This is a genomic window from Streptomyces sp. NPDC001851 (genome assembly GCF_040297165.1).
Lineage (GTDB): Bacteria > Actinomycetota > Actinomycetes > Streptomycetales > Streptomycetaceae > Streptomyces.
The window spans coordinates 12,544-34,563 of the sequence record NZ_JBEOYR010000032.1; the positions used below are offsets into that span (position 1 = coordinate 12,544).

The 22,020-nt window shown below is 67.5% G+C and carries 20 protein-coding genes and 1 pseudogene; 12 read left to right on the forward strand and 9 right to left on the reverse strand.

What is annotated here, in order from left to right:
• Nucleotides 1–53 precede the first annotated feature (53 nt).
• Complete coding sequence (locus tag ABT171_RS34705; protein ID WP_351250379.1) at nt 54–629, forward strand: isochorismatase family protein; 576 nt, start codon at nt 54–56, stop codon at nt 627–629.
• Nucleotides 630–794: 165 nt separating this feature from the next.
• On the opposite strand, the gene ABT171_RS34710 is transcribed toward ABT171_RS34705, so the two are convergent.
• Nucleotides 795–1,373: a GNAT family N-acetyltransferase gene (locus ABT171_RS34710; protein WP_351250380.1), complete on the reverse strand. Its 579-nt coding sequence runs from the start codon at nt 1,371–1,373 to the stop codon at nt 795–797.
• A gap of 432 nt (nt 1,374–1,805) precedes the next feature.
• Here ABT171_RS34710 and ABT171_RS34715 point away from each other — a divergent pair, with 432 nt between their 5' ends.
• Nucleotides 1,806–2,264: a hypothetical protein gene (locus ABT171_RS34715; RefSeq protein ID WP_351250381.1), complete on the forward strand. Its 459-nt coding sequence runs from the start codon at nt 1,806–1,808 to the stop codon at nt 2,262–2,264.
• A 44-nt stretch (nt 2,265–2,308) separates the two neighbouring features.
• Here ABT171_RS34715 and ABT171_RS34720 read toward each other — a convergent pair.
• Nucleotides 2,309–2,440 (reverse strand): annotated as a pseudogene (locus tag ABT171_RS34720) (IS5/IS1182 family transposase); the annotation flags it as partial.
• A 245-nt stretch (nt 2,441–2,685) separates the two neighbouring features.
• On the opposite strand from ABT171_RS34720, the gene ABT171_RS34725 reads away from it, so the two are divergent.
• Complete coding sequence (locus ABT171_RS34725; RefSeq protein WP_351250382.1) at nt 2,686–2,913, forward strand: hypothetical protein; 228 nt, start codon at nt 2,686–2,688, stop codon at nt 2,911–2,913.
• A 358-nt stretch (nt 2,914–3,271) separates the two neighbouring features.
• On the opposite strand, the gene ABT171_RS34730 is transcribed toward ABT171_RS34725, so the two are convergent.
• A complete protein-coding gene (locus ABT171_RS34730; protein ID WP_351250383.1) occupies nt 3,272–3,670 on the reverse strand; it encodes a VOC family protein in 399 nt (132 codons plus the stop codon).
• Nucleotides 3,671–3,764: 94 nt separating this feature from the next.
• Between ABT171_RS34730 and ABT171_RS34735 the strand changes: the two genes are divergently transcribed.
• Nucleotides 3,765–4,754, forward strand: a complete 990-nt coding sequence (locus tag ABT171_RS34735) for a helix-turn-helix transcriptional regulator (RefSeq protein WP_351250384.1) — start codon at nt 3,765–3,767, stop codon at nt 4,752–4,754.
• A gap of 23 nt (nt 4,755–4,777) precedes the next feature.
• Entirely contained in the window at nt 4,778–5,056 is a 279-nt protein-coding gene (locus ABT171_RS34740; RefSeq protein WP_351250385.1) for a hypothetical protein, read from the forward strand.
• Between the two features lie 153 nt (nt 5,057–5,209).
• On the opposite strand, the gene ABT171_RS34745 is transcribed toward ABT171_RS34740, so the two are convergent.
• A complete protein-coding gene (locus ABT171_RS34745; protein WP_351250386.1) occupies nt 5,210–5,665 on the reverse strand; it encodes a hypothetical protein in 456 nt (151 codons plus the stop codon).
• Between the two features lie 684 nt (nt 5,666–6,349).
• Here ABT171_RS34745 and ABT171_RS34750 point away from each other — a divergent pair.
• The 4 genes from ABT171_RS34750 to ABT171_RS34765 are packed head-to-tail and all read left to right on the forward strand — an operon-like array spanning nt 6,350 to nt 12,709.
• Nucleotides 6,350–7,228 (forward strand): TnsA-like heteromeric transposase endonuclease subunit, encoded by an 879-nt coding sequence (locus ABT171_RS34750; protein WP_351250387.1) that lies wholly within the window; start codon nt 6,350–6,352, stop codon nt 7,226–7,228.
• Nucleotides 7,225–9,504 (forward strand): transposase, encoded by a 2,280-nt coding sequence (locus ABT171_RS34755; RefSeq protein WP_503077648.1) that lies wholly within the window; start codon nt 7,225–7,227, stop codon nt 9,502–9,504. The genes ABT171_RS34750 and ABT171_RS34755 overlap by 4 nt, the downstream gene beginning before the upstream one ends.
• Nucleotides 9,501–10,757 carry an AAA family ATPase gene (locus ABT171_RS34760; protein WP_351250388.1) on the forward strand — a complete coding sequence of 419 codons (1,257 nt, stop codon included), beginning with the start codon at nt 9,501–9,503 and terminating at the stop codon, nt 10,755–10,757. The genes ABT171_RS34755 and ABT171_RS34760 overlap by 4 nt, the downstream gene beginning before the upstream one ends.
• Entirely contained in the window at nt 10,757–12,709 is a 1,953-nt protein-coding gene (locus ABT171_RS34765; protein ID WP_351250389.1) for a TniQ family protein, read from the forward strand. The genes ABT171_RS34760 and ABT171_RS34765 overlap by 1 nt, the downstream gene beginning before the upstream one ends.
• A gap of 134 nt (nt 12,710–12,843) precedes the next feature.
• Here ABT171_RS34765 and ABT171_RS34770 read toward each other — a convergent pair whose 3' ends face one another.
• Entirely contained in the window at nt 12,844–14,007 is a 1,164-nt protein-coding gene (locus tag ABT171_RS34770) for a hypothetical protein (protein ID WP_351250390.1), read from the reverse strand.
• A 55-nt stretch (nt 14,008–14,062) separates the two neighbouring features.
• Nucleotides 14,063–14,875, reverse strand: a complete 813-nt coding sequence (locus tag ABT171_RS34775; RefSeq protein WP_351250391.1) for a phytanoyl-CoA dioxygenase family protein — start codon at nt 14,873–14,875, stop codon at nt 14,063–14,065.
• Nucleotides 14,876–15,001: 126 nt separating this feature from the next.
• Between ABT171_RS34775 and ABT171_RS34780 the strand changes: the two genes are divergently transcribed.
• Nucleotides 15,002–16,324 carry a cytochrome P450 gene (locus ABT171_RS34780; RefSeq protein ID WP_351250392.1) on the forward strand — a complete coding sequence of 441 codons (1,323 nt, stop codon included), beginning with the start codon at nt 15,002–15,004 and terminating at the stop codon, nt 16,322–16,324.
• Between the two features lie 61 nt (nt 16,325–16,385).
• On the opposite strand, the gene ABT171_RS34785 is transcribed toward ABT171_RS34780, so the two are convergent.
• Complete coding sequence (locus tag ABT171_RS34785; protein ID WP_351250393.1) at nt 16,386–17,171, reverse strand: aspartate/glutamate racemase family protein; 786 nt, start codon at nt 17,169–17,171, stop codon at nt 16,386–16,388.
• A 68-nt stretch (nt 17,172–17,239) separates the two neighbouring features.
• Here ABT171_RS34785 and ABT171_RS34790 point away from each other — a divergent pair, with 68 nt between their 5' ends.
• Nucleotides 17,240–18,136 (forward strand): LLM class F420-dependent oxidoreductase, encoded by an 897-nt coding sequence (locus ABT171_RS34790; RefSeq protein ID WP_351250394.1) that lies wholly within the window; start codon nt 17,240–17,242, stop codon nt 18,134–18,136.
• 54 nt (nt 18,137–18,190) lie between these two features.
• Here the strand turns inward: ABT171_RS34790 and ABT171_RS34795 are convergent, their stop codons facing one another.
• Nucleotides 18,191–19,567: a cytochrome P450 gene (locus ABT171_RS34795; protein ID WP_351250395.1), complete on the reverse strand. Its 1,377-nt coding sequence runs from the start codon at nt 19,565–19,567 to the stop codon at nt 18,191–18,193.
• Entirely contained in the window at nt 19,564–20,571 is a 1,008-nt protein-coding gene (locus ABT171_RS34800) for a methyltransferase (protein WP_351250396.1), read from the reverse strand. The genes ABT171_RS34795 and ABT171_RS34800 overlap by 4 nt, the downstream gene beginning before the upstream one ends.
• Nucleotides 20,572–20,905: 334 nt before the next feature.
• Here ABT171_RS34800 and ABT171_RS34805 point away from each other — a divergent pair, with 334 nt between their 5' ends.
• Entirely contained in the window at nt 20,906–22,018 is a 1,113-nt protein-coding gene (locus tag ABT171_RS34805) for a glycine amidinotransferase (protein ID WP_351250397.1), read from the forward strand.
• Nucleotides 22,019–22,020 lie beyond the last annotated feature (2 nt).

Here is a 22,020-nt window from a genome sequence, read left to right on the forward strand (position 1 = left end):
AAGGGAACCATTCAACTGTTGAATGATTCAGCCAGTGACCGAAGGGGTTCGTCATGCTTGACCCTGCCACTGTCCAACTGCACTTCGCTGACCTCCAGGAAGGCATCATCGAGCTCAGCGGCACGACTCCCCCCGCCACGATCAGGCAATCCATCGGCTTCCTGACCCACCTGGCCCAACTCCTGGACACCCCGGTCACCGTCTCCGCGGCGCCACGGCCCGGCGGCCCCGCGGTCATCAAGGAGGCTTCCCTCCCCACAGAGCCCGTCTTCGTCCGCAGCGGACCGTGCGCCTGGGATGATGCGGCCACCCGTCAGGCCATCACCGCGCAGCGACGAAAGCACCTTGCCATCTGCGGCGTGACCAGCGAGATGGTCGTACTGCACACGGCACTCGACGCCATCGCGGCAGGCTTTGAGGTCTCCGTGCTCCTCGACGCCTGCGGAGGACTGTCGCCGCGCACCGAGCAGGCCGCCTTCCGCCAGATCGAGGCGGCCGGAGGCCGCATCACCAGCGTCGTCAGCTTCGCCACCGACCTGGTGCGCAACTTCACCACCCCGATGGGCCGAGAGGTCGTCGGGGCCTTGCACGATTTGATCCAGCAGCCCACGTACGAGCCCGCACGGTAGACCGCCAGCACATCGTCACAGCCTCACAGGACTCTGTCCGGCTACCGGTGATCTCCGCCTGCCGCGGTGCGACGGACCCCGTCCGCGCAGTTCAACGCACGCCGCCAGACCGCGACATCGCGCGGCGAATCTCAGTAGCCGATACCGGGTGCCGAGCGATGGAACTCAGTGGGCGGGAACCGGATCGGACGGCGGCTGCCACTCCCGCCTGATCAGCCCGTAGACCCATGAGTCAGAGACCTCGCCGTTGACGACGCAGTCTTCCCGCAACGTCCCTTCACGCGCGAAGCCGAGCTTCTCCAGGACGCGGGCGGAAGCCACGTTGCGCGTATCGGTCTCAGCCTGGACGCGATTCAGGTCCAGCGTGTCGAATGCCCAGCGCAGCAGAGCGCGCGCGGCCTCGGTCGCGTAGCCGTGGCCCCACGCTGCATCGTCGAAGCAGTAGCCAAGCGACGCGCTGCGGTAGTCCGGATTCCACCCGGTCAGGCTGCACCAGCCGATGAACGCCCCGTCGGAGACACGATCTACGGCCAGCCTCGCCCCGGTGCCCTCCTGTGCCATCTGCCGGCAAGCCGTGATGAACTTCTCGGCGCGCCCGCGTTCGCTCCACGGTGGCGCGTCCCAGTAGCGCAGCACGTAGGCGCTGCTGTGCAGTGCGAAGAGGTCGTTCGCATCCGCGTCTTCGAAGGCACGCAGTCGAAGGCGGGCGGTGTGCAACGAGGGGGTGGGCAATGACGTCCTCATGTCCCTCCCCTGAGCGGTGGCCGATCCATCAGACAACCGATGCGGGTCACTCGCAACGGGTTTTCGCGACGGGCCCGCAGAACGACGTGCCCGCTCATCGGCGCGACCGAGCGCCCGTGGCCGGGTGAACAGCCCCTGCTCGGTCTCGGCCAGGATCCCCCGCTCGGCGAGCCGCTTGCTCAGGTTTTTCCGACACTCGATTCGTGCTGCACGAGGCTCTCCCGAAGATGCCCCAAGACCTCGGACTGGCCGTTCATGCCCCGCCCTGCCGGCCGGTGGCTGCTGCAAGAGCAGTCGGGTGCCGTCGGGCGTCATTCTGGGCATGACTGACGTCGGGGCCGCGGAAGCGCGTTTGGGACGGCGCGGCAGTTGCAGCGCAGCACCAGGGGGCGATCGATGACGGTCGAGGAGCTCGTGGCGACAGTCGTCGCCTTGGCTGTCGTATCTGCGAAGAGGCTGGGTGCCGGTCTGGCGGATCGCGCGGTGCAGGGTCTGGAGCAGTCGGTGGCCGCCCGGCTGGGGCGGCTGTACCGCTGGATCGCCGGACGGCTGCCCGGTGAGGAGGGCGCGACCCTGGTCGAAGAGGCGGGCCGTTCTCCTGCCGCCCAGGCACTGCTGCGACGGCGGCTGGTACTTGCTCTGGGTGAGGATCCGGCAGGCGTTGAGGAGCTCAGGCGGCTGCTGCCGCCGTACGCGTCGGCGCGCGGTTTCCGCCTTGCCCGTCTCTACGGCGCCGCCGGCAAGCACCACGACGTCCTCGATGTCCTCCAGCAGTCCCGAACCCATCACCGCGCCGCCGGAATGCCGTTCCCCGACCTTGCCGACATCGAACTCTCCAGGGCACTCACCCGCCCCGCACCCCGAGCCCGCCGCTTCCGCCGGCACCAGTGATCCCTGCGGCCTGGCAAACCGGATGCAGGAGTCAGGCATCGTCTTCAGCGCGGCCGCTTCAAAGCGGGGACGGCTGCTGCGATTGACGTCGTTCGATTCGGGCTGCACCGGGATCGGCGGAAGATGCGCCAGGACTTCAGTCGTACCAGGCCGCCTTCGACCGGTGCCTGTGCCGGTGTAAGGCGAGAACGGATGGTGCCGAGTTCAGGTACCAGTTGTTGGTCAAGCGGTTCCAGAATGCCGTCGGGTTCCGATTGGCTGAGTCTCTGGACCTTGCTCGCCACGGCTCCGCCTGGCCCGCGCCTGCTGTGGCCGCCCCGTCCTTCTCCGCCCCGCTGGGCAACGACTGCATCTTTTGGCCTACTGTGCTTTCGACCCTGCGGAGGACGATCGTGCGGCACCGCCGCGAGACGGTTGATCCGTGCGAACAACCATCGGTTACACCGTCGAAAGCATCGGCTACGTCGTAGGAGCGCAGGGGCTCATCAGCTTCATTTCGCGGACCTTCTTCGGCACGGAGTGGGGCTGGATGCACAAGGTCGTCGACCTTCCGTCCATCGCTGACCTCGGCATCGTCGTCGTGGGGCTGGCGCTCATCGTCGGCGGGGCGAAGACGCGGAAGACGCCCGAGCGCCAGGAGGCCGCCTGACCGACGGGCCTTTCAGCCCGCGACTGCCATTTCAGTGTCGTCGCGGTCGAAGCCCGCAAGCCGCCCGCCACGTGACCCGCCCTGACGGCGGGCGGCCTTGTGGTGGCTCTGCTCCGGACCCGTCGCCAACTTGTCACAGAACTGGCCGCATCGGCGATGTCCTCGCTCGCGCGGTTGGGGCTGGCGATGGGCAGGGAGGAACGATCCGTCGGTCCGTCCTCGCCGTGGGCGAGTCAGCGGGCGTACCACTTGGCTGGCCAGGCGGCGGGGGGAGATTCCTGAGCTCCTGGACTCGGGGGCCGCGTTCATCGGGAGCCCTGGGATCTCAAGGCTCCCGCGTGAGCGGCTCTGCGGGGCGTCAGTGTGCGAACTTTTCGACGGCCGCCGGGGTGACGGGGGTGAAGAAGTTGACGAGATTGCCGTCGGGGTCGCGGAACAGCAGCGACCGGTTGCCCCAGGGCATCGTGGTGGGCTCATTGACGAAGTCGGTGACGAAGCCGGTCAGGTTCTGGTGAACACGGTCCACGTCGTCGACGAGGAACTCAATGATCACGCTGTGGTTGGCCGCCGGGCGGGCAGAGCCGGGGGCGAACAGCGGGACGGTGCGGGTACCGGCGATCGCGAGGGTCGCGTCCTGGGTCTTGAGTTCGGCGAAGTCTTCGGTGGCCCACGTCGCCCGTGCCTCTGTGGCTCGCTCGTAGAACTCGACGAGGCGCGGTACGTCGCTGGTGATGATGCGGATGGAGACGAAGTTCATGGGGATCTCCTTGGCTGTGCTGGAGGCGTGCATGTCGCAGGCTAGGAGAAATAGCGGACAGAATCGGTCCTGTATTCGGGTTAGGTTTGGGCACATGTCACGACCCACCGGCCGCGTGCTGACACTCCTGGAGCTGCTGCAGTCGGGCGGCACCCGGACGGTGGCCGAACTCGCCGACCGGCTCGGCGTCGAAGGGCGCACGGTGCGGCGGTATGTGGACCAGCTGATCGGCCTGGACGTGCCGGTGGAGTCGGTGCGCGGCCGCTACGGCGGGTACCGGCTCGCGCCCGGGTACCGCTTGCCTCCGCTCATGCTCAGCGACGACGAGGCGCTGGCCGTGCTGCTCGGCCTGGTCGCCGGCCGCCGTGCAGGGTTGGCGACGGCGGAGCGCACGGCAAGCGAGACGGCGTCGGCGAAGATCAGGCGAGTGCTGCCCAAGCACGTCGCCCGTCGGCTCGACGCCCTCATGGAGGCTCTCGCCTTCACGGATCAGCCGGGCGAGTTCGACACCCCGGACGCTGGGGTGCTGCTCACCCTCGCCGATGCGGTACGCCACCGCCGGCCGGTCTCGATCCGTTACACCGACCGTGACGGACGGCGCAGCGAACGCACGCTTCACGCGTACGGGATCGTCGCCCATGCGGGCCGGTGGTACGTCACGGGCAAAGACGCCCGGATCGGGGAGGACCGAACCTTCCGCCTCGATCGCATCGCAGACGCGAGGACCCTGCCCGGCTCATTCGAAGCGACCGCGGGTCCCGGTCCGGCACAGCGCGTGCTGTCAGGATTCGCAACGGCCGAGTACCAGCATGAGGTGACCTTGCGGATCCACGGGACGGTCGAGCAGATCCGCGCCCACCTTCCCGCCGGCGTCGCGAGCCTGGAGGAGTACGAGCCCGCGGCAGGCCAGGACCAGGAGGCCGAGCGCTGGCTGCGCGTCGAGCTGCGGGTGCAGCGGCTCGACTGGTTGCCTCCGGTGCTCGCCTCACTCGGCCGGCCGTTCGTCATCGAGCGCCCCGATGAACTGCGCGACCTCGTCATCGCTCTCGCCGATCGCCTCGCGTCCTGCGCCCGCCAGGCCTGACAGCGAGGAACCCATGTCATGAGATGGCACAACTGGGCGCTCAAGCAGAGGCCGGAACGGGACCACTGGCGTTCGCGGAGCCGTTCGTGCAGGAGGACCGGCCGATCCTGTGGGCAGCTCGTCTGTCGTCGGGGAGAAAGGTGGCGGCACTCGCGGCGGTTGCCCGGGATCTGGCGCCCGGCAGCGAACTGATCGTCGACGGTGCCGAGTGGATGGTGGAGACGTTCGAGCCCCAGGTGGGCAAGGTCGTCCTGATGCCGGCAGACGGGCCTTCCTGGCTTTCTGCCAGCGGCCCCGGCTGAAGTCCGTGCAGTAGCCCCGCTTCCGGCACGATCCGGCTTGGCGGCGGCGCTGCCTGCAGGTCGCGTTCGCTGGTGTACCGGACACCACCACGGCGGAGCCGCGGAGGATCAGATAGCCGCCGCTGCTCCGGCCCGGGCCGTAAGCGGCAGGGCTCAGCTGAGCCAGTAGGTCGGCGACTGGACGTTGCCGTGCCAGACGCCGCTCGCGTCCACCCAGCTCATCGAGACGTTGTAGTAGTTGCCCGGCTGAACGCCTCCGCTCCAGGGCGTGTAACTGCAGCTGAGGCCCGGTCTGCAACTCGCCCCGTTGACATAGAACTGCGGTATTGCCTGGGCGTTGACGACCTTGTTCAGGGCGAACACCACATGCGCACCGCTCGGGAGCGCGGAGGAGGCACCCACCATCGTCACCAGGCTGGCGGACTGGTTGGGCAGAATGCAGATGCCGGGCTTCAGCGTGACCCCGCTGACATCGACTGCCGTCCGCCATTGGCAGACGGTCGCGTCGGCGTGGGCAGTTCCGGTACTGATCGCGGTTCCGCCGACGACAACCGCGGCCGTGGCAGCCGCGGCGACGGCGCGCCTGGCCATCTTGCGGAGCTTGGACATGTGTGCAGTCTCCTCGCTGTAGTGGCTCTCTGGCTGGTGCCTACGGAAGACTGCCTGGTACAGCTGACGTAGAGTAAGTCTGATTTACGACATGATCACGGCGTGCCAGTCTTGGACCCGGCCGCTACCGGGCGATAGCCGCCGAGCGGTGCCTGCTGGGGCGGTTCGGTGCACGTCCGGATCCCGTAGGCTGCTGCGCTGCTGCTGGGTGCTCTGGCGTGTGGCCGGCCGTCCGCGGCCCGGCGATCGTTGAGGTGGAAGAGTGGCCTCCGCAGCGGACCAAACCTAGCCGAACGCCTGCGCGGGCGGGCCGTCGCCCACGACATCGACCACCTCGACGGGCTGTTCTGCACCGACCGCATGCGGCCCGACGTCAACCCGATTCCGGTGGGCATGATGGTGCATCGGCCGCACCTGGGGTCGTCCGCCGGTGGTCGGCGGACGGTGCTCTGCGACTGCCTGAGGTAGTTGGCACTGGGAAGGCCCGTTGACCTGGGCTTGTGCCATTTCAACTCGGCACGGCCGCAGCCAGATTGCCGAGTCTTCTTGTCATCTGCGTACACGGCGACACTCCGGCGGGGGCGAACGTTGGTGCGATGGGTTTTCGGAAACACAGATCTTCGCGTGGATCTTGGCCATAGGTTCGTCCCCACGTGATCAGTTCGCGACGGAGGGCGAGGGAACGTGGTCTCGACGTTATCTGGCGGGCCCCGGGTGGAGGGGATAGTTGAGCCGACCATTATGTGGTCCGATGCCTGCGATCTGGGCGACCTCGCGCGTCTACACAAGGGACACGAGACCTACGCGGACTCCTTGACTCTCGGGGCTGGCTGGAGCGACCGCTGGACCGCCACGTGGCGCTTCGGCCGGACGCCGGTCACCTGCTCGGTGCGGAACCTTGCCGAGGTCGAGGCGTTCCGGAGCCAGCCGGTACGCCGTTTCACCTGGCGAACGGGCCAGTGGCACCGGCCGGGCCTGGAGTACCTGGTCAGCACCGACAGGCACCACGGCTTCGAGAGCTTCGAGGAGGAACTGCTCCTGTTGATGGCCGACTTCGCGGCCGACTTGGTGGAGGCGCTGGCGCAACCGTTTCGCCTGGAGTGCTTGACCTCGGCCGGGGTGGTCAAGCACACCCCGGACTATCTGCTGCTGACCGAGTCGGGACCGTGGCTGATCGATGTCCGGCCGGCGGCACGCATCCGGCCGGAGGACGAGGTAAAGTTCGCTGCGTCGGCCGAAGCAGCACTGGCGGCCGGCTGGAACTACAGCGTGGTGACCGGCTGGCGGCAGCACATTGTGAGCATCGTCGACACTCTCTCGGCAGGCCGGCGGGACCTGGCCGACCAACTTGGCCTGGACGAACAGCTGTTACGAGCTGCCGCATCGGGCCCACTCCCGTTCGGCGAGCTGGTCGAGCACTGCAGCTATCCGGCGATCGCCAGAGCCCACGCTCTGCATCTGCTGTGGCACCGCCGTCTCGGCGTCGACATGTCCGCGCCGCTGGCCGACTCGAGCCTGGTCCGCCTAGCGGCGGACACGCGTCGATGCGGAGGCGAACCGTGACGACCCCCGCCGCAGTCGCCTGGGACCTGTCTCCCGGCAACGAGCTGATCATCGACAGCGCCGAGTGGACAGTTGAGTTGTTCGAACCGCAGGTGGGCAAGGTGGTCCTCGTGCGAGCTGACGGGCTCGCCTGGCACACCTCGGTACGGCAGCTGATGCACCACCCCACGTGCCGCTCGTCCACCCGGACTCGCAAGGACCTGCCGGCCGCGAGCCGTGGGCGGCAGCCGAAGGCGATGCCCGACCTGACGCCCGAAAAGCAGCAGTTGACCCAGCTGCGGCTGGCACACCTGAACGAGGTGGAAACCGGCTACCGCAGCGGTGACCCGCTGCTGGCCGCACCGGGTGAACCGCGCCCGCAGTACGACCCAGACACCACGACGTTGACGCAGCGCCGACAGGCCAAGGCGGAGGAACTGCGCCTGGCCGTAGCGGAGAACCCCGAGCAGGCCGCCGCACTCGGCCTGAAACAGGTCGGCTACCGGACGTTGATCCGCTGGGACATGGACCGCCGCCGCTTCGGGCCAGTGGGGCTGGCGGACGACCGGTGGCTTCGCGAGGCGACCGGGCGCCGGATCTCACCAAGCGTGCGAGAGGCGCTGTTCGCGGTCCGTGCGGAGACGCTGCACCGTTCCAAGCTCAGCGCGAAGGATCGCGAGCGCCTGATCCACCAGTACGTCCGGGAGACCTTCGGGCCGGACGAGCCCGTGCCCAGCTACCAGACGCTGCGGGTGGTGTGGCAGGAGTGGTTCGGCTCCACCGGCGCACGGCAGCGGTATGCACGCTCCGCCGCCCGCGCTCAGGAAGTAGCGACGGGCAAGCATGTCGTGGTGCACCGCCCGGGCCAGGTGGTGGCTCTTGACACCACGATTCTCCCGGTCAAGGTGCGCGAGGACGTCTTCGGTGACCCCGTCTCTGTCCATCTGACCCTGGCTTTGGACGTCTACACGCATTCGATCGTGGCGTTCCGGCTCACCTTGGTCTCAGACACCTCGATCGATGTGGCCATGGTGCTGCGGGACGTGATGATGCCGCTGCCGATGCGGCCGGACTGGGGCGAGGAGATGGAGTGGGCCTACCCGGGCGTCCCCGCGACGCTGGTGGCCGACTTCGCCGGGCACAAGGTCGCGGGCCTGCCGTTCTTCGCCCCGGAGACCGTCACCACCGACCACGGATCGGTCTACAAAAATCATCACCTGATCGAGGTTCAGCGGGTGATCGGTGCGAACATACGTCCGGCCCGGGTTCTTCGCCCGACCGACAAGCAGGCCGTGGAACGGGCATTTGGAGCCATCCAGTCGCTGCTGTTCCGGATCCTTCCCGGATATCAGGGGGTGGATGCCGCGGACCGTGGGGTGGACCCGGAGGGCGACGCCGTGCTGACCATCGCCGAGATGGAGCACCTGATCGCCACCTGGATCGTCCGGGCGTGGCAAAACCGGCGATTCGGGTCCTATGCGCCGAGCTGGGATCCGGGTGGGGACCACAGCCCGAACAGTCTGTTCGCGGCGTCGATGGCCCAGGGCGGCTTCGCGCTGCAGATACCCCGCCCTGAGCTGTACTACCAACTGCTGCCGACCCACCGGGTGATGATCCATGGCAAGCGCGGCGTGAAGATCAAGAACCTCTGGTACAACGGCGAGGCGCTTGACGAGTACCGGTTCCTGCCCTCGCGCCGCGGCGGAGTGGCCAAGAACAAGTACGTCTTCCACCGGGACCCGCGCGACCCGTGTTTCGTTTTCTTCCAGGACCCGCGCACCCACGACTGGCACACCCTGCGCTGGACCGGCCTGCCCAGCGAGGGCGAGGTGCCTGCGTTCAGCGACGCACGGGTACGCGAGGTGATGCGCGAGGTCCGCTCCCGGGGCCTTGCCCCGAAGTCGGACGCGGAACTGCTGCCGCTGCTGCTGGAGCTGATCGGCGGCAACATCCCCGTCGAGCAGTGGCCGGCCCGGCTCACCAAGAGCCAGCGCATCGAGCATGCCCGCGAGATGGCCCAGGCCGCCGCTGCGGCGGCGGACCGGCCACCCGCCGCCGGGACCGGTGCTGGTAAGCGGGCGGCTACCGATGAAGCGGACAACGTCGTGCCGCTGCGATGGCGGGAGCGGGCACAGCGGGGGCAGGCCGCGGTGGACGACGAGCGTCGCCGCCGGCGCGAGAAGGCGGTGCCCGAGCGGCCCGCCCCGCCTCCGCCGCTCGGACAGCGGTTGCGTGAACGCAGCCTTCTGGCCCTGCCGGACGAAGACGAGCGCGAGGACATCGAGGGGGAACTGTGAGTACACCGCCGTGGTCGGGGGCGACCTCGTTCCTGCCCGGGCCGCCGTTGGACCGCACCCGCTACGCCAGCTGGCAGCGTTGGCGAACGACCCGGGACAGCTTCGTTGCGGCGCCGGTGATGTCGGCCGCCGAGTACGCCCGGCTCAGCCCGCGTCAGCGCCGGATCTACAACCTGCACCGCCTGGCGACCCACAGCAGTCTGCCGGTCCAGGCCACTCCGATGAGCGAGGATGTGGCGTGGCTGGTGCGCACCCGGATCGAGGACGGGGCCTTCAGTCACAAGGCGGGCACCCGTACCGGGGTGATGGTCAACGGCGGCGGCGCCCAGGGCAAGACCGAGACCGTCTGCGAGGCCGTTGCCGCCTTCGAGGACGAGTGGCTGGAGCTGCATCAGCAGATCAACCCGGACGCGATGCCCGGCACGCGCGACCTGCACGCCCCGGTGGCATACGTGCGCTGCCCGGTCAAAGCAACCCCCATCTCCACCTGCCAGCGCATCCTGGACTTCTACGGCGAGGACTACAAGGGGATGCGCCTGGAGGATCTCGTCCGGACGGTGAACGCCGTGATCATCGACCATGCCACCAAGGCGCTGGTCATTGACGACATCACGAGGCTCAAGCTCCACCGCGAGGCGGACCAGGACGTGCTGGACCTGATCCGCGAGATGATGAGCATGCCGGTGACCTTGATCCTGGTCGGGGTCGGCATTCCCACCTCCGGGCTGCTGCGGGACGGCCGACGCGACCCGGTCACCAAGCAGTGGGTCTTCCCGCCGGTCAGGGACCGGGGCCGCAGCCCCAACGCCCGTGCCGCCACCCAGCATGAACGCCGCTTCGAACTGATCGACCTCGACCCCTTCAGATACGACACGCCGGAGCAGATCGCCGCCTGGACAGCCCACCTCAGAGGGTTGGAGGGCTGCCTGCGGCTGTTGAACGACACCGACGGCATGGTCACCGCGGGCGACATGCCGGAATACCTGTTCCGCCGCACGAACGGCGTCGTCGGCCTGTTGGAGAAGCTCATCCAGACCGGCTGCCGCCACGCCATCGAGACCAAGGAGGAGCAGCTGACGATCGACCTGCTGCAGCGGTGCACGCTCAGCCCCACCGACCTGCCCGACCTCGACGCCGAGTCGGGCGAACAGCCGTCGATCCCCGAGGTGCCCGTCCCCAAGAAGAAGCGGCAAGGCCGCAACAGCGTTTTCGATGACGCTGGCCCGGCGGCCGGAATCGCTGGAGGGGCGTGATGACACCGCCTCCGCTCGCGCGCAGTCTCGCGCCGCTGCCGGAGGAGTCGCTGCCCGGCTTCCTCTTGCGGCTGGCTCACCGCCTGGGCCGATCCCCTGGCCGGATCGCCGGCTTGTGCGGGCTGACCTCGGACGAGCGCCGGCCGCCTGCGTATCACCTGATCGACTTGCCCCACGATGTCGCCGCCACGTTCGCCGCCGTCACGCGGCTGTCCCAGGCGGAGGCTCATGGCCTCACCCTTCGCCACCGTTATGCGGCCACCTACCCGGTGCTGTCGAAGGCCCGGGCACACTCCAAGATCAACACGGTCGCTCTGCGGGATTATTGGGCGTTCAATGCCAGCAGCCGGTACTGCCCGGAGTGCCTGAACGGTGACCGCAGCCCGGTACAGTCCGCCTTCGGCGGGCCCTGGAAGCTGAGCTGGCACCTGCCCGTCGTCTTCGCCTGCCCCCTCCATCACCGCCTGCTGGAAGTGAGCTGTCCGAAGTGCGGAGACGTGGTGGGCGGAGCTGCACAGAACCGAGGAAACCTGGTCCGGCAGCCACAGCGCGAGGGCCTGCACCCTCTGCAGTGCCGCAACCTGCTGCCGGAGGAGACCTCTGCTGGGCGACGCGCCCTCCGCAAGGAATCCTGCGGGGCCCGGCTGGACATGACCCCGCAGACCAGCGGAAGCCAGCTGTCCGAGCAGGAGCGAGCTCTCATGATCACCTTGCAGGAACGCCTGGACCGGCGGCTCGCCCCAGACCCAGCCGAACCTGCTGCCGCCACGCCAGGCGACCCCTTCCCTGATCTCATCCTCGCAGCCGGGCTGATCAAGCTCAGCTGGCCCGCCGGCGCCGATTTTGCACCCACGCACGCGATAGCCGCGCTCATCGACGCCCACGCCGCACCGATCACCGCGATACTCGACGGCCCCCGGCCCACGCACAGTACGTACCTGCGGATTGCGGACCTTTGGCCAGCCCCGAGTGACCCAGCAACCTGCGGCGCCCTCCTGTTGGCTGCGGACACCCTCCTCGGCGATCGCGAGCCCTCGTCACTACGAGAACGTGTCCAGCCACTGGTACAGGCTGCCTACGAGCGCGCACCGAAGCGCGCCTACCATCTGCTGCGAGGCGCAGAGGTGTCCGCGGCCGTGGCCCGCTCCCTGGTCCGGCGGCGCCAGATCTTCCACGCCGGCGGCAGCAGCCGAGGACCTGGCCGCCTGCGAGGCCCCTCACGGGACTGCCGCTTCAGCGCGGAGGAAGTCCCGCAGCTGGTTCCGCAAGCCTGGTTCGACGACCATCTCGCTCACCTCATCGACCGCATTCCGCAGAGGAAGAAAAACAGCTGGACCGTGCGCCATCTGCGGCGAGCAGCGTCCCTGAAGCTGGTGGAGATGACCGCCGGCGGCACCTGGGGTGAATGCGCGGAGACACTGGGCATGCCGCGCGGCTGCGCGGCCGGGACCCTCCAAGTGCTCAACGGGGCGCTGCCCGGTGACCTGTGGGAGGAGCTCGCAGCCAGCGTGGAGCGGATCGCTGCCGAACTCGACCACAACCCCAACCGGATCAACTACGCGCGACGACGTCGAGCCATGGCCACCTGGCGGATGCCGATGTCCGATTGGCCCGAGCTGTGCGACGGCATTCCCAAGCTCGGCCGCCTCGCCGGGCAGGCGCCGAACCTTGGCACCGTCCTGGTCTGGGCTGAAGTCACCCAGTCCGAGCACCTCAACTGCCCTGTTCTTGCCGCGACGGTTCTTGACAGCCGGGAGAGGTACCTGCTGGTCGACCGTGTTGCCCAGTTCCTCACCCCGGCCAACCAGAAGGCCGGGCGTCTCGAGCTCCGCCGCCGGCTTGGCCTGTACGCCGCCCGCCTCGCCGTGCAGTGCGACTCCGCGGCCTCCGGTACCTTCGGGCGGGACACTGCGACAGCTCCATCTGACCGGAGCAAAGTCGCCGAATTATGAGATGAAGCGGGATCAAGTTGCCTTGGCGAGCCGGTCCCAGAGGGCGCTCTACTCTGTGGTCTGGCCGTGGGTGGGGAGTGAAGGTCGTTGCTCCAACGTCCCTGTGTCCACTGGTAGACGACTCCACTGCGCTTCTAGCGACTGTCGAGCGTCGAGGTCAACGCTGTCGTGAACTCTTTCGCTGAACGTTGCGCATGATCGTTGATCCGGTTCGCGATGGCGGTGGCACCGTCACCCTCTATCAGGTGTGCCAGCCGGTCGATGCGCTGGTCGTGCACATGCGAGGTGTAGGGGAGGGTTGCGAGGTAGAAGTCGGCCGCCTCGTAGGCGAGGTGGAAGATCTGTTTCTTCAGGTCGTTCTCGGTCAGATAGTCACCTTCTTTCGGCGCTGCCGGCTGTGGCGCTCCCACGCACAGGACCGGTGTACCGCGCCCCCATGAGTTCAACGCCAGGTGGTAGGTGTCTGTGATGACCAACCGGTATCGCGGAAGGACTGCCAGAAGGTCGCCCATGGTCCGCTCGCCGGGCCGGAGGGTGAGATCGCGGAATGGCTCGGGAACCGGGCGGTCGAACCAGGGGAGCCACTCCATCTGCGTCCCCAGCCGCTTTGCCACGTTCCGGCAGAATCCCGGGAGCCAGTCTGGAATTTCCGTTCGTGACCCGAGGAACACTCCGACCGCTTTCCCCGCAGGCAGCTCCCGAGACCACTGGGTGGTGGGAAGCAGTTCCTCCTCTGGCCGTGACAGAAGGGCCGCGTCCGCGCCGAAGGTCTCCCCGGTCTGGTCACCACGTAGCTGTGCGATCTTCACGGCCGACAGGGGGTCACGCATCCAGACCCGGTTGCTGCGGGTCATCAGCCGGATGAAGGCCGGGCCGTATTCCTTGTCCTCGTAGTCGGACTGTGTGTTGTGCAGAATGGAGCCTCCGTATGCCAGGGTCCGTGCCAGGACGTCATCCGGTTCCTCCACGAGTAGCAGGTTCCGGACGAGCAGTCGGTGCACGGCGGCGGGGTCGGTCATCCCGGCGTGGTCCCGCAGGCGCTTCGCCGCGTCCTGTATCAGATAGTGGCGCGCGTGGAGGAAGTCTCCCCAGAACACCACGGCGTCGTGCTTGCGCAGTGCCGGGCGGTACTCGTCCAACGGCCTGAACGCGGCGGGAAAGTCGACCTGGCCTATGTCAGTGCGTTGCGGCGCGGTTTCCGGTGGGTGCAGGGTGTGCCAGGTGACGTGGATCTCCCGTCCGTGTTCCTCCGCGGCTCGACGGCGCAGGGACTCGAAGGCGAGGTCCACGGTCATCATGCCCGGACTCCGGTACCCGGGGTTGGAGGCCGTGATGACGGCTACGCGCGCGGGTTCACAGTGCGGACCAGTCACCGCTCTCCATGATCCGTCGCAGCGGTACCTCGTCGTCGGTCTCGGGGAGGTGGAATCCCTCGTATCGGTCTCCGGCGCCCAGGAGCTGGCGCTGCACGGGCGAGAGGGCCGCCAGCCGCTGCGGGGACAGGTCGTATTTCTCGATGGGGCGGATCCACCGGTAGGCGTAGGCGTAGAACAGCGTCGACCTCGTGCTGCCGGAGCGGTTCGCACCCACCGTGTGCCAGACGCGGGAGTCGATAACGATGGCGGAACCTGCCGGAGCGAGGATGGGTACGGATCCAGGCGGTTCGGGGCCTGTGGGCTTGGGCGTCTCCGGGCCGATGTGGGAGCCGGGAATCACGAGGGGGCCGCCGTCCTCGACGCGGGTGATGTCAGTGAGCGGATAGGACACCTTCACCGAGAGCAGTGGGAGCGGGAAGGTCAGGGTATAGGTGATGCCCTGCAGGTCCCGGTGCCAGTTGAACGGGAAGTCGACGTCGTCCGGCAGGGACTCGTTCTGGTCGAGGTGCGAGTGGTAGACGAAGATGTTCCAGCCGAGTGCGGCGCACACAGTGGGCAGCGTGGTGGCGAGTGCCATCGGTTCGAGGAAGGCGGGCTCCAGCTCCTGGACCGCGAAGAGCACATGGCGGCGCGGGGTGTAGTAGCCGCGGGCCCGGTCCCGGAACTTCTCCTGCGTCAGACGGGCTGCCGCCGAGAGCCGTTCCACCTGCTGTGGCGTGAGGGCGTCGGGGATCACCTCGTAGCCGTGTTCCGCGAGCCTGGGTGTCTGCATGATCGACGTGCTGGTCATGGCCGATCTCCCGTCGACATCCGTCTTTCACGTTTCGTCCGGCGGAAAGCGATACTGGTGCCCGAATCACTATAGAGGTGATCGCTGACAACTGAAGGCCGGATCCGTTGATGGCTGAATTTAGGTGTGCGAGGCGTATTTTCCGGTTCCTTTCCGCTGTGTCGTGGTCATAGAAGGTTGGCGTCGTTCGTTTTCGGGCAGGGTCAAGAAATTCGGACCGCGGAAGAGATCCAGGGATCCCCGGAGGACTGGGTGACGAATTCACGCTGGCAGCACCAGGAGGAGATTGAAGGGGTTCGGTTGGACGTCGACCCCGCCCTCGTGGCGAAGAACAGCACGGAGCCCGTCGCCCGGACGACGCTGTCTGATGGACGCCCGGCCTGGCTGGTCACAGGGTGGGCGGAAACCCGTCAGGTGTTCACCCATCCGGCGTTCAGCCGCACTGTGGCCACGGGCCTGCGGGACAAGGGCGTCGAGCCGACGTTCATGCTCGACATGGACCCGCCCGCGCAATCGCGCATCCGCAGCAGGGCCGTCGGCGCCTTCACGCACAGGCGCATCGAGCAGATGCGGCCGGCATCGGAGCGGACCGCGGACGAGTTGCTCGACGCGATGGTGACGGAGGGCGAACCGGCTGACCTGGTGGGGCGGTTCGCTCAGCCCCTGCCCCTGACGGTGATGTGCGACATGCTGGGCATACCCGCACAGGACCGCGCGATGCTGCATCCATGGTCGGAGGTGCTGCTGTCATTGACGGCGCACAGCCAGGAGGAGATCGACTCCGCGTGCGCCGGCCTGGACTCGTACATGTCCGGATTGCTCCGGCAGCGCCGTGCCGATCCGGCCGATGATCTGCTGTCCGCCCTCGTCCATGATCCGCGGCAGAGCGGTGAAGACCCCCTCACCGACGACGAGCTGGTGCATCTCGGTGTCAGCTTGCTGGTGTCCGGGTTTCCGGCGACGGCCAGCCAGATCACCAATTTCAGCTACGTCCTGCTGAGCCGGCCCGACCTGTGGGGGCAGCTGCGGGACGACCCGGCCCTGGTCCCCAGGGCCGTCGAGGAACTGCTCCGCTTCGTCCCCCTGGGATCCGACGCCGGACTTCCCCGGGTGGCTACAGAAGACGTGAAGATCGGGGGGCAGCTGATCCGGGCGGGAGACACGGTCATGGTGTCCCGTCCTTCGGCCAACCGTGACCGGGCCGTCTTCTCCCGCCCGGACGAGATCAGCCTTGACCGGGTCGACAACCCCCATCTCGCGTTCGGCTACGGGATCCATCACTGCCTGGGTGTTCATCTCGCGCGGCTGGAACTCCAGGTGGCCATCGGGCGTCTGGTGACCCGCCTGCCTCACCTGCGCATCGCCGTCCCCCATGAACAGTTGCGGTGGCGTACCGGCCTGGTGGTGCGCGGCCTGCGCGAGCTGCCGGTGGCCTGGACCGTTACCTGACCGATGTGCAGAGCCGCCCGCTCCATCCGGTGCAGCGGGCGGTCGGGTACGGCCATCCGGGTCAGACGTGACCGAAGTAGTCGCGGTGCACCACCACGGAGTACGCGTAGTCCAGGAGCGTGCCCCAGCTGAAGACCGGCATGTCGATGCGCCGCTGGATCGCCCGGGCGAACGGCTGAACCGCCCCGCACTCCAGGACCATCGCGCCCATGTCGGGGTGCTGCCGGGCGAACTCCTCGGCAAGGGTGACCAGTTCCGCCTCCACCACCTCGTACTCGGCGTGCCGCGCGGCGGGATCGGGGTCGTTGTACAGGCGGACAAGGGTGGGGCAGTGCCCGGACTCGTAGATGCCAGTGACCGGGTGGCGGCCATCCGTCTCGATACCCACCGCCTTCAGATGGTCGTCGGTCAGGTGGTCGCGGAACGCCACCATGAGTCCGACCGTCCGGTGCGCCCCCGCGACCGCTCGAGCCAACGGAGCCTGGAGCAGGCTCGACATGAACACGGGCACGTCGACGGCGTCGGCCACTTCCCGCTGGAAGTACGCGAAGTAACCGCACTCGGCCGCGATCGCCCGACAGCCCAGGTCCTCCAGCCGCCGCGCGGAGGCGATGATCGGCTCCACACAGGACGACTTGTCCGATTCGAAGATCAGCTCGTCGAAACCGACTCCGCGGACGATGTCGTACTGGATGGGAAAGGGATACGCGCTGGGGTTGCGCATATCACCGGGGAATCCCGGGTACACGTCGTCGATCAACATGATTCCCAGCCCCATACCGTATGCGCGGTGCTGTTTCCGGGACCGTATTTCGGACAAGCCCGGGTCACGGGATCCGTACCACATGAATTTCACCTTCCTGTTCGGCGTGAAACGGCTGTGCGGCAGGCGTGGGCGGTCCCTACGCTGTCTGCATGGATTACGCCATCGCGTTACCTTTCGGCGGCCAGGGTGTGATGGACGGGGACTGGGTGGCTGAATTCGCCCGGCATGCCGAGATCTGCGGATTCGAATCCGTCGTCGCCGCCGAGCATTCCGTCATGGTGAACGGCACGTCGAGCCGCTATCCCTACAGCCCCACCGGGCGTCTGGCTGTCCCCGCGGACAGCCCTGTCCCGGACCCGCTGGAACTGCTGAGTTTCCTCGCCGCACGCACCACCGGCATCGGGCTTGCGACCGGGGTGCTCATCCTGCCCAACCACCACCCCGTTGTGTTGGCCAAGCGCGCCGCCACCGTGGACACCCTTTCGCGTGGCCGGCTCCGGTTGTGTGTCGGGGTCGGCTGGCTCCGGGAGGAGATCGAGGCGTGCGGCGTGGACTTCGCCACGCGTGGCCGTCGTGCGTCCGAGCAGGTGGAGGTGATGCGCGCGCTCTGGGCGGACTCCGGCCCCGAGGGAGCAGCGTACGAGGGGGAGTTCTTCCGGTTCCGGGATGTCGTGTGCCGCCCCGGTCCCTGGCGGCCCACGGGAATACCCGTTCACTTCGGCGGTCACAGCACCGCTGCCGCACGGCGGGCCGGCCGGTACGGCGAGGGGTTCCAGCCGCTGGGGGTCGACCGGCCCGAACTGTTGCGGCTGCTGGACGTCATGCGCCGCGAGGCGGAGTGCCATGGCAGGGATCCGGACGCAATGGAGGTGACGCTGTACCGGGGGCTCACGGAGCTGAGGCGGCGGGAGGCGGCCGAGCTGGCGGCGCTCGGCGTGCACCGGATCGTCCTCCAGGTGGAGGCGCGGGCGGATCTGGAACGGCTCAAGGACCAGATGTCCGCCTGTGCCGAACGGCTCATGCACGGCAGCCCCGGCGCCAGTTGAGCCGTTCACGGCCCGGCGGCCGTCGCCGTATCCGGACACGGCGACGGACCGTCGTCAGCCGGCTGCGCGTCGGCGTGCGGTGAGCCACACGCCGGCGCGCGGCCGGAGATTCGCCGCCACGGTCAGCCTCGGTGTGCGCCGGGGGTGCGGGGAGAACTCGTACCGCTGGAGCGTCTGGGCGAGGATCAGGTGCCCGAGCGTCATCGAGAACTCCCGGGCCACACAGCCCCGTCTGCCGCTGCCGAAGGGTATCCACGCCTGCCGGTGCCGGAGCTTCGCACGCTCCGGTGCGAACCGCTCCGGGTCGAAGTGTTCGGGCGCCTCCCAGACGTCGGGGTGGGTGTGGATGCGGTGGATCAGCACGACCACGTTGGTGCCGGCCGGGACGGCGACGCCGTCAATGACGTCGTCCCGGGCGGCCCGGCGCTGCACCCAGTAGGTGGGCGGGCACAGCCGCAGTGCCTCCTTGAGGACCATACGGAGGTACGGCAGGGCGGCGAGATCCTCGAAACGGGGGCACCGTCCGGCCAGTACCTTGTCGACCTCAGTACGGGCAGCGTGCTGGGCGTCCTGGTGGCGGGCCAGCAGGTGCAACGCCCAGCTCACCGAGATCGCCAGCGGCTCCGCGCCCAGGAGCAGCGAAACTGCCTCGTCCCGTAGTCCTTCCGCGTCCAGTTGGCGTTCCGCCGCCGAGAGTATGTCGACCAGTTCAGGCGCCCTGGCCGACCGTGCGGGGCCGCGGCGGGCGACAACGTCGCGGACGACGTTCTCGATGACCCCGATCGCCTGCCGTTGCCGACGACGGCCGGGGAACGGCGCCCAGGGCGGCACCGCGGAGGCGAGCATGCCCACCCACATGTAGTTCATGATCTGCTCGAAGGCCCGCGAGACCTGGCCTATCTCATGATCGTTGATCGGTGCCCCGTAGAGCAGTTCGGCGAGTGCCGTGGTGACCGCGGTCGTGACTGGAGGCACTACGTCCAGGCCCGGTTCCGCACCGTCCTGCGCTGTGGGCCAGGCAGCGGTGTGCTGTTCGACGAGCTGTGCCATGTGGTCGGTCATTGCCTTCAACGCTCCTTGCCGGAACGCCGGGCCGATGAGATCGCGGCGGCTGCGCCAGTGTTCGTCCTCCACGTCGATGGTGGACAGCCCTTGCCCTGTGAGCGGCAGGAGCGTTGCCCGGAATCCGGTGGGTCCGCCCTTGTCGACGTAGTTACGTGCGTTCTCGATCAGGACGTGGTGGGCATGGCGGGGGTGGCTGACCGCCACCAGGCCGGTGACGCCGAGATCCAGGTGGACGATGTCCCCATGTGCGCGGTGGATGTCGGTCCAGAACGACTCCTTTCGCCGTATCAGGTCCGGCAGGCAGCCCAGCACGGGCCAGGTGCTGACGGTGGGGATGGTCCGCACAGCCGCCGCGTGGCCCGTCATATCGCCTTGGTGCCGATCAGAATGCCGTGCGGGGTCCATGTGGGCAGCGCGATCCGCCGCAGCTCGGTGAAGCCCGCGGCCCGCAGTGACTCCTCGTGCTGCGACCAGGGATAGATCATGCCGCCCTCGGCCGGCAGCGCGGCGAAGTACACACTGTCCAGGGCGGCGATCAGCGGTCCGTCCCCGCTGTCGTCCGACATCGAGTTGAACACGGCCACCCGGCCGCCTGGCCGTAGGGCGTCGTGGGCCTTGCGCAGCAAGGTGGTGTTCTCTTCCGGTGTCCAGATGACCAGCTGGTGGGCGAAGAGGACACAGTCGAAGCCGGCCGGGAAGGGGTCGGCGAAGAGGTCGACACCGCGCACGGTGATGCGGTCCGCCAGGCCCGCCTGCCGGATGCTGTCCTCGGCCACGGGGATGGAGGAGGGGATCTCCAGGACGGTGACCTGCAGGTGCGGGTTGGCCGCGGCGAGAGCGATGGCGTTGACGGCGTCGCCGCCACCGCAGTCCAGTAGCGACCGGGCCTCGGTCAGGTCCAGATGGCGCACCAAGTGCTGATTGGCCAACTGCGACCAGGACCGCATGTAGCGGTAGAAGACTTCTTCCAGGTGCGGGTTCTGCGCCAGGCGAGGGTAGAGGTCCTTTCCCTCGCCGGGGATCCGCCGCAGCCCTACGTTGGTGTTGCGTCGCAGCGACTCGGTGAAGTCGGCCTGGCCCTCGTAGACGATGTACTGCTCGAAGGCGACGGTGTTCACGACGTGCGTCCACTCGCCACGGTCCATCAGCTCGCCGATCTCGGCCGAGAGCCGGCACACGGGACCTTCGCGGTGGATGAGCCGCAGCGCCGCGCAGCCCAGCAGCAGGACATCGCAGGCACGTTTCTCCAGATCGAGCGCGGTACGGACCTCCTGAACAGAAAGCGGTCCTTTTTCCGCCAGAAGATCGAAGAGCCCGAGCTCGCACGCGGCGTTGAGATACTGGAAAGCGGCATGCCCGAACAGGATCATGGAAAGCCCGTCCGAGTTCCATGGGTTGCTCGAACCAAGCGAAGCGGATGCGGTGCCCGAGAAAACGGTGCTGTTGACCTGATCGGCTGTCACTGCGCCTCCCTAGGCGTGCCGGTCGGACCGCACGGAGAAGTCCAGATAGGACCATGAGAGCCTCTCCCCGGCGTGATCCGCTGTCAAGGAGGCGAATGAATCATGACGGGTACCAGCCGCACCTGACTCTATTTGGATGCTACATTCAAGCCATTATCGATAGTCGCTGTAGATTTCACCGGTGCTCGGCGTGTTCACTCGTGCAGTGGCACACTTACCCGTCGAGAAGGGCTGATCCGGGATGTCCGTACACAGTTACGACGAATGGTCGCCCCTGAAAGAGGTCATCGTGGGCTCCGGGGTCCGCTATGACGCCCACGAAGTGGAGCTTTCCTTCAAGCTCTTCTTCCACGATGTGGCCGGAGCCTTCTACTACCCCACGTATGGAACCCCGGTCGAGGGGCGGCAGGAGCTGAAGAAGCGGTACGTGGAGGAACTGAACGAGGACGTGGAGGAGCTGGTCACAGCACTCAAGGACCTATCGGTCACGGTGCACCGGCCGAAGACGCTCACGCGGTCCGTCGAGTTCCGCACACCGTACTGGCAGGCCAGCTGCGTACCCGCGCTCAATGTGCGGGACCAGGCCGTCGTCTTCGGGGACGAGATCATCGAAACACCTCCGCAGGTGCGCGCCAGATACTTCGAAAATGATCTCCTAAAGCCGGTGTTCTACCGGTACTTCCAACAGGGCGCGAAATGGACGACCATGCCACGCCCGGTGATGACGGACCGGTCGTTCGATATTTCGTATGTCAACGGCCAGCATGCTCCCGCACTTCAGGAGATCTCCGACCCGAAATCTTCCGAATTCGATGTGGGCTTCGAGATGCTGCTGGATGCGGCGCAGTGCGTGCGTTTCGGCAAGGACGTGATCGTGAATGTCGCGACGGAGAATCACGCGCTGGCGGTCCGCTGGCTGGAACGCCATCTCGAAGGCCGGTTCCGCCTCCACGTCATGTACCGGTTCTCGGACAACCACATCGACAGTCTCGTTCTTCCCCTACGTCCTGGGACCCTGCTGGTACGGAATCCCGAAGTGGCCGAGAAACTTCCGGATCCTCTCCGGTCATGGGACCGGATCTACCCCCCGGACCCGACCGACGACATATTCCCGCGGTACGAGGACGACGACATGATCCTCACCACCAAGTACATCGACATGAATGTGCTGTCGGTGGACGAGAACACGGTCATCGCCAACTCGCTGTTCCCCGAACTCATCAAGGTGCTGGAGCAGAACGGCTTCACCGTCGTCCCCGTACGCCACCGGCACCGGCGCCTGTTCGGTGGGGGATTCCACTGCTTCACGCTCGACACCGTCCGGGCCGGCGAAGCCGAGGACTACTTCAGCTGACC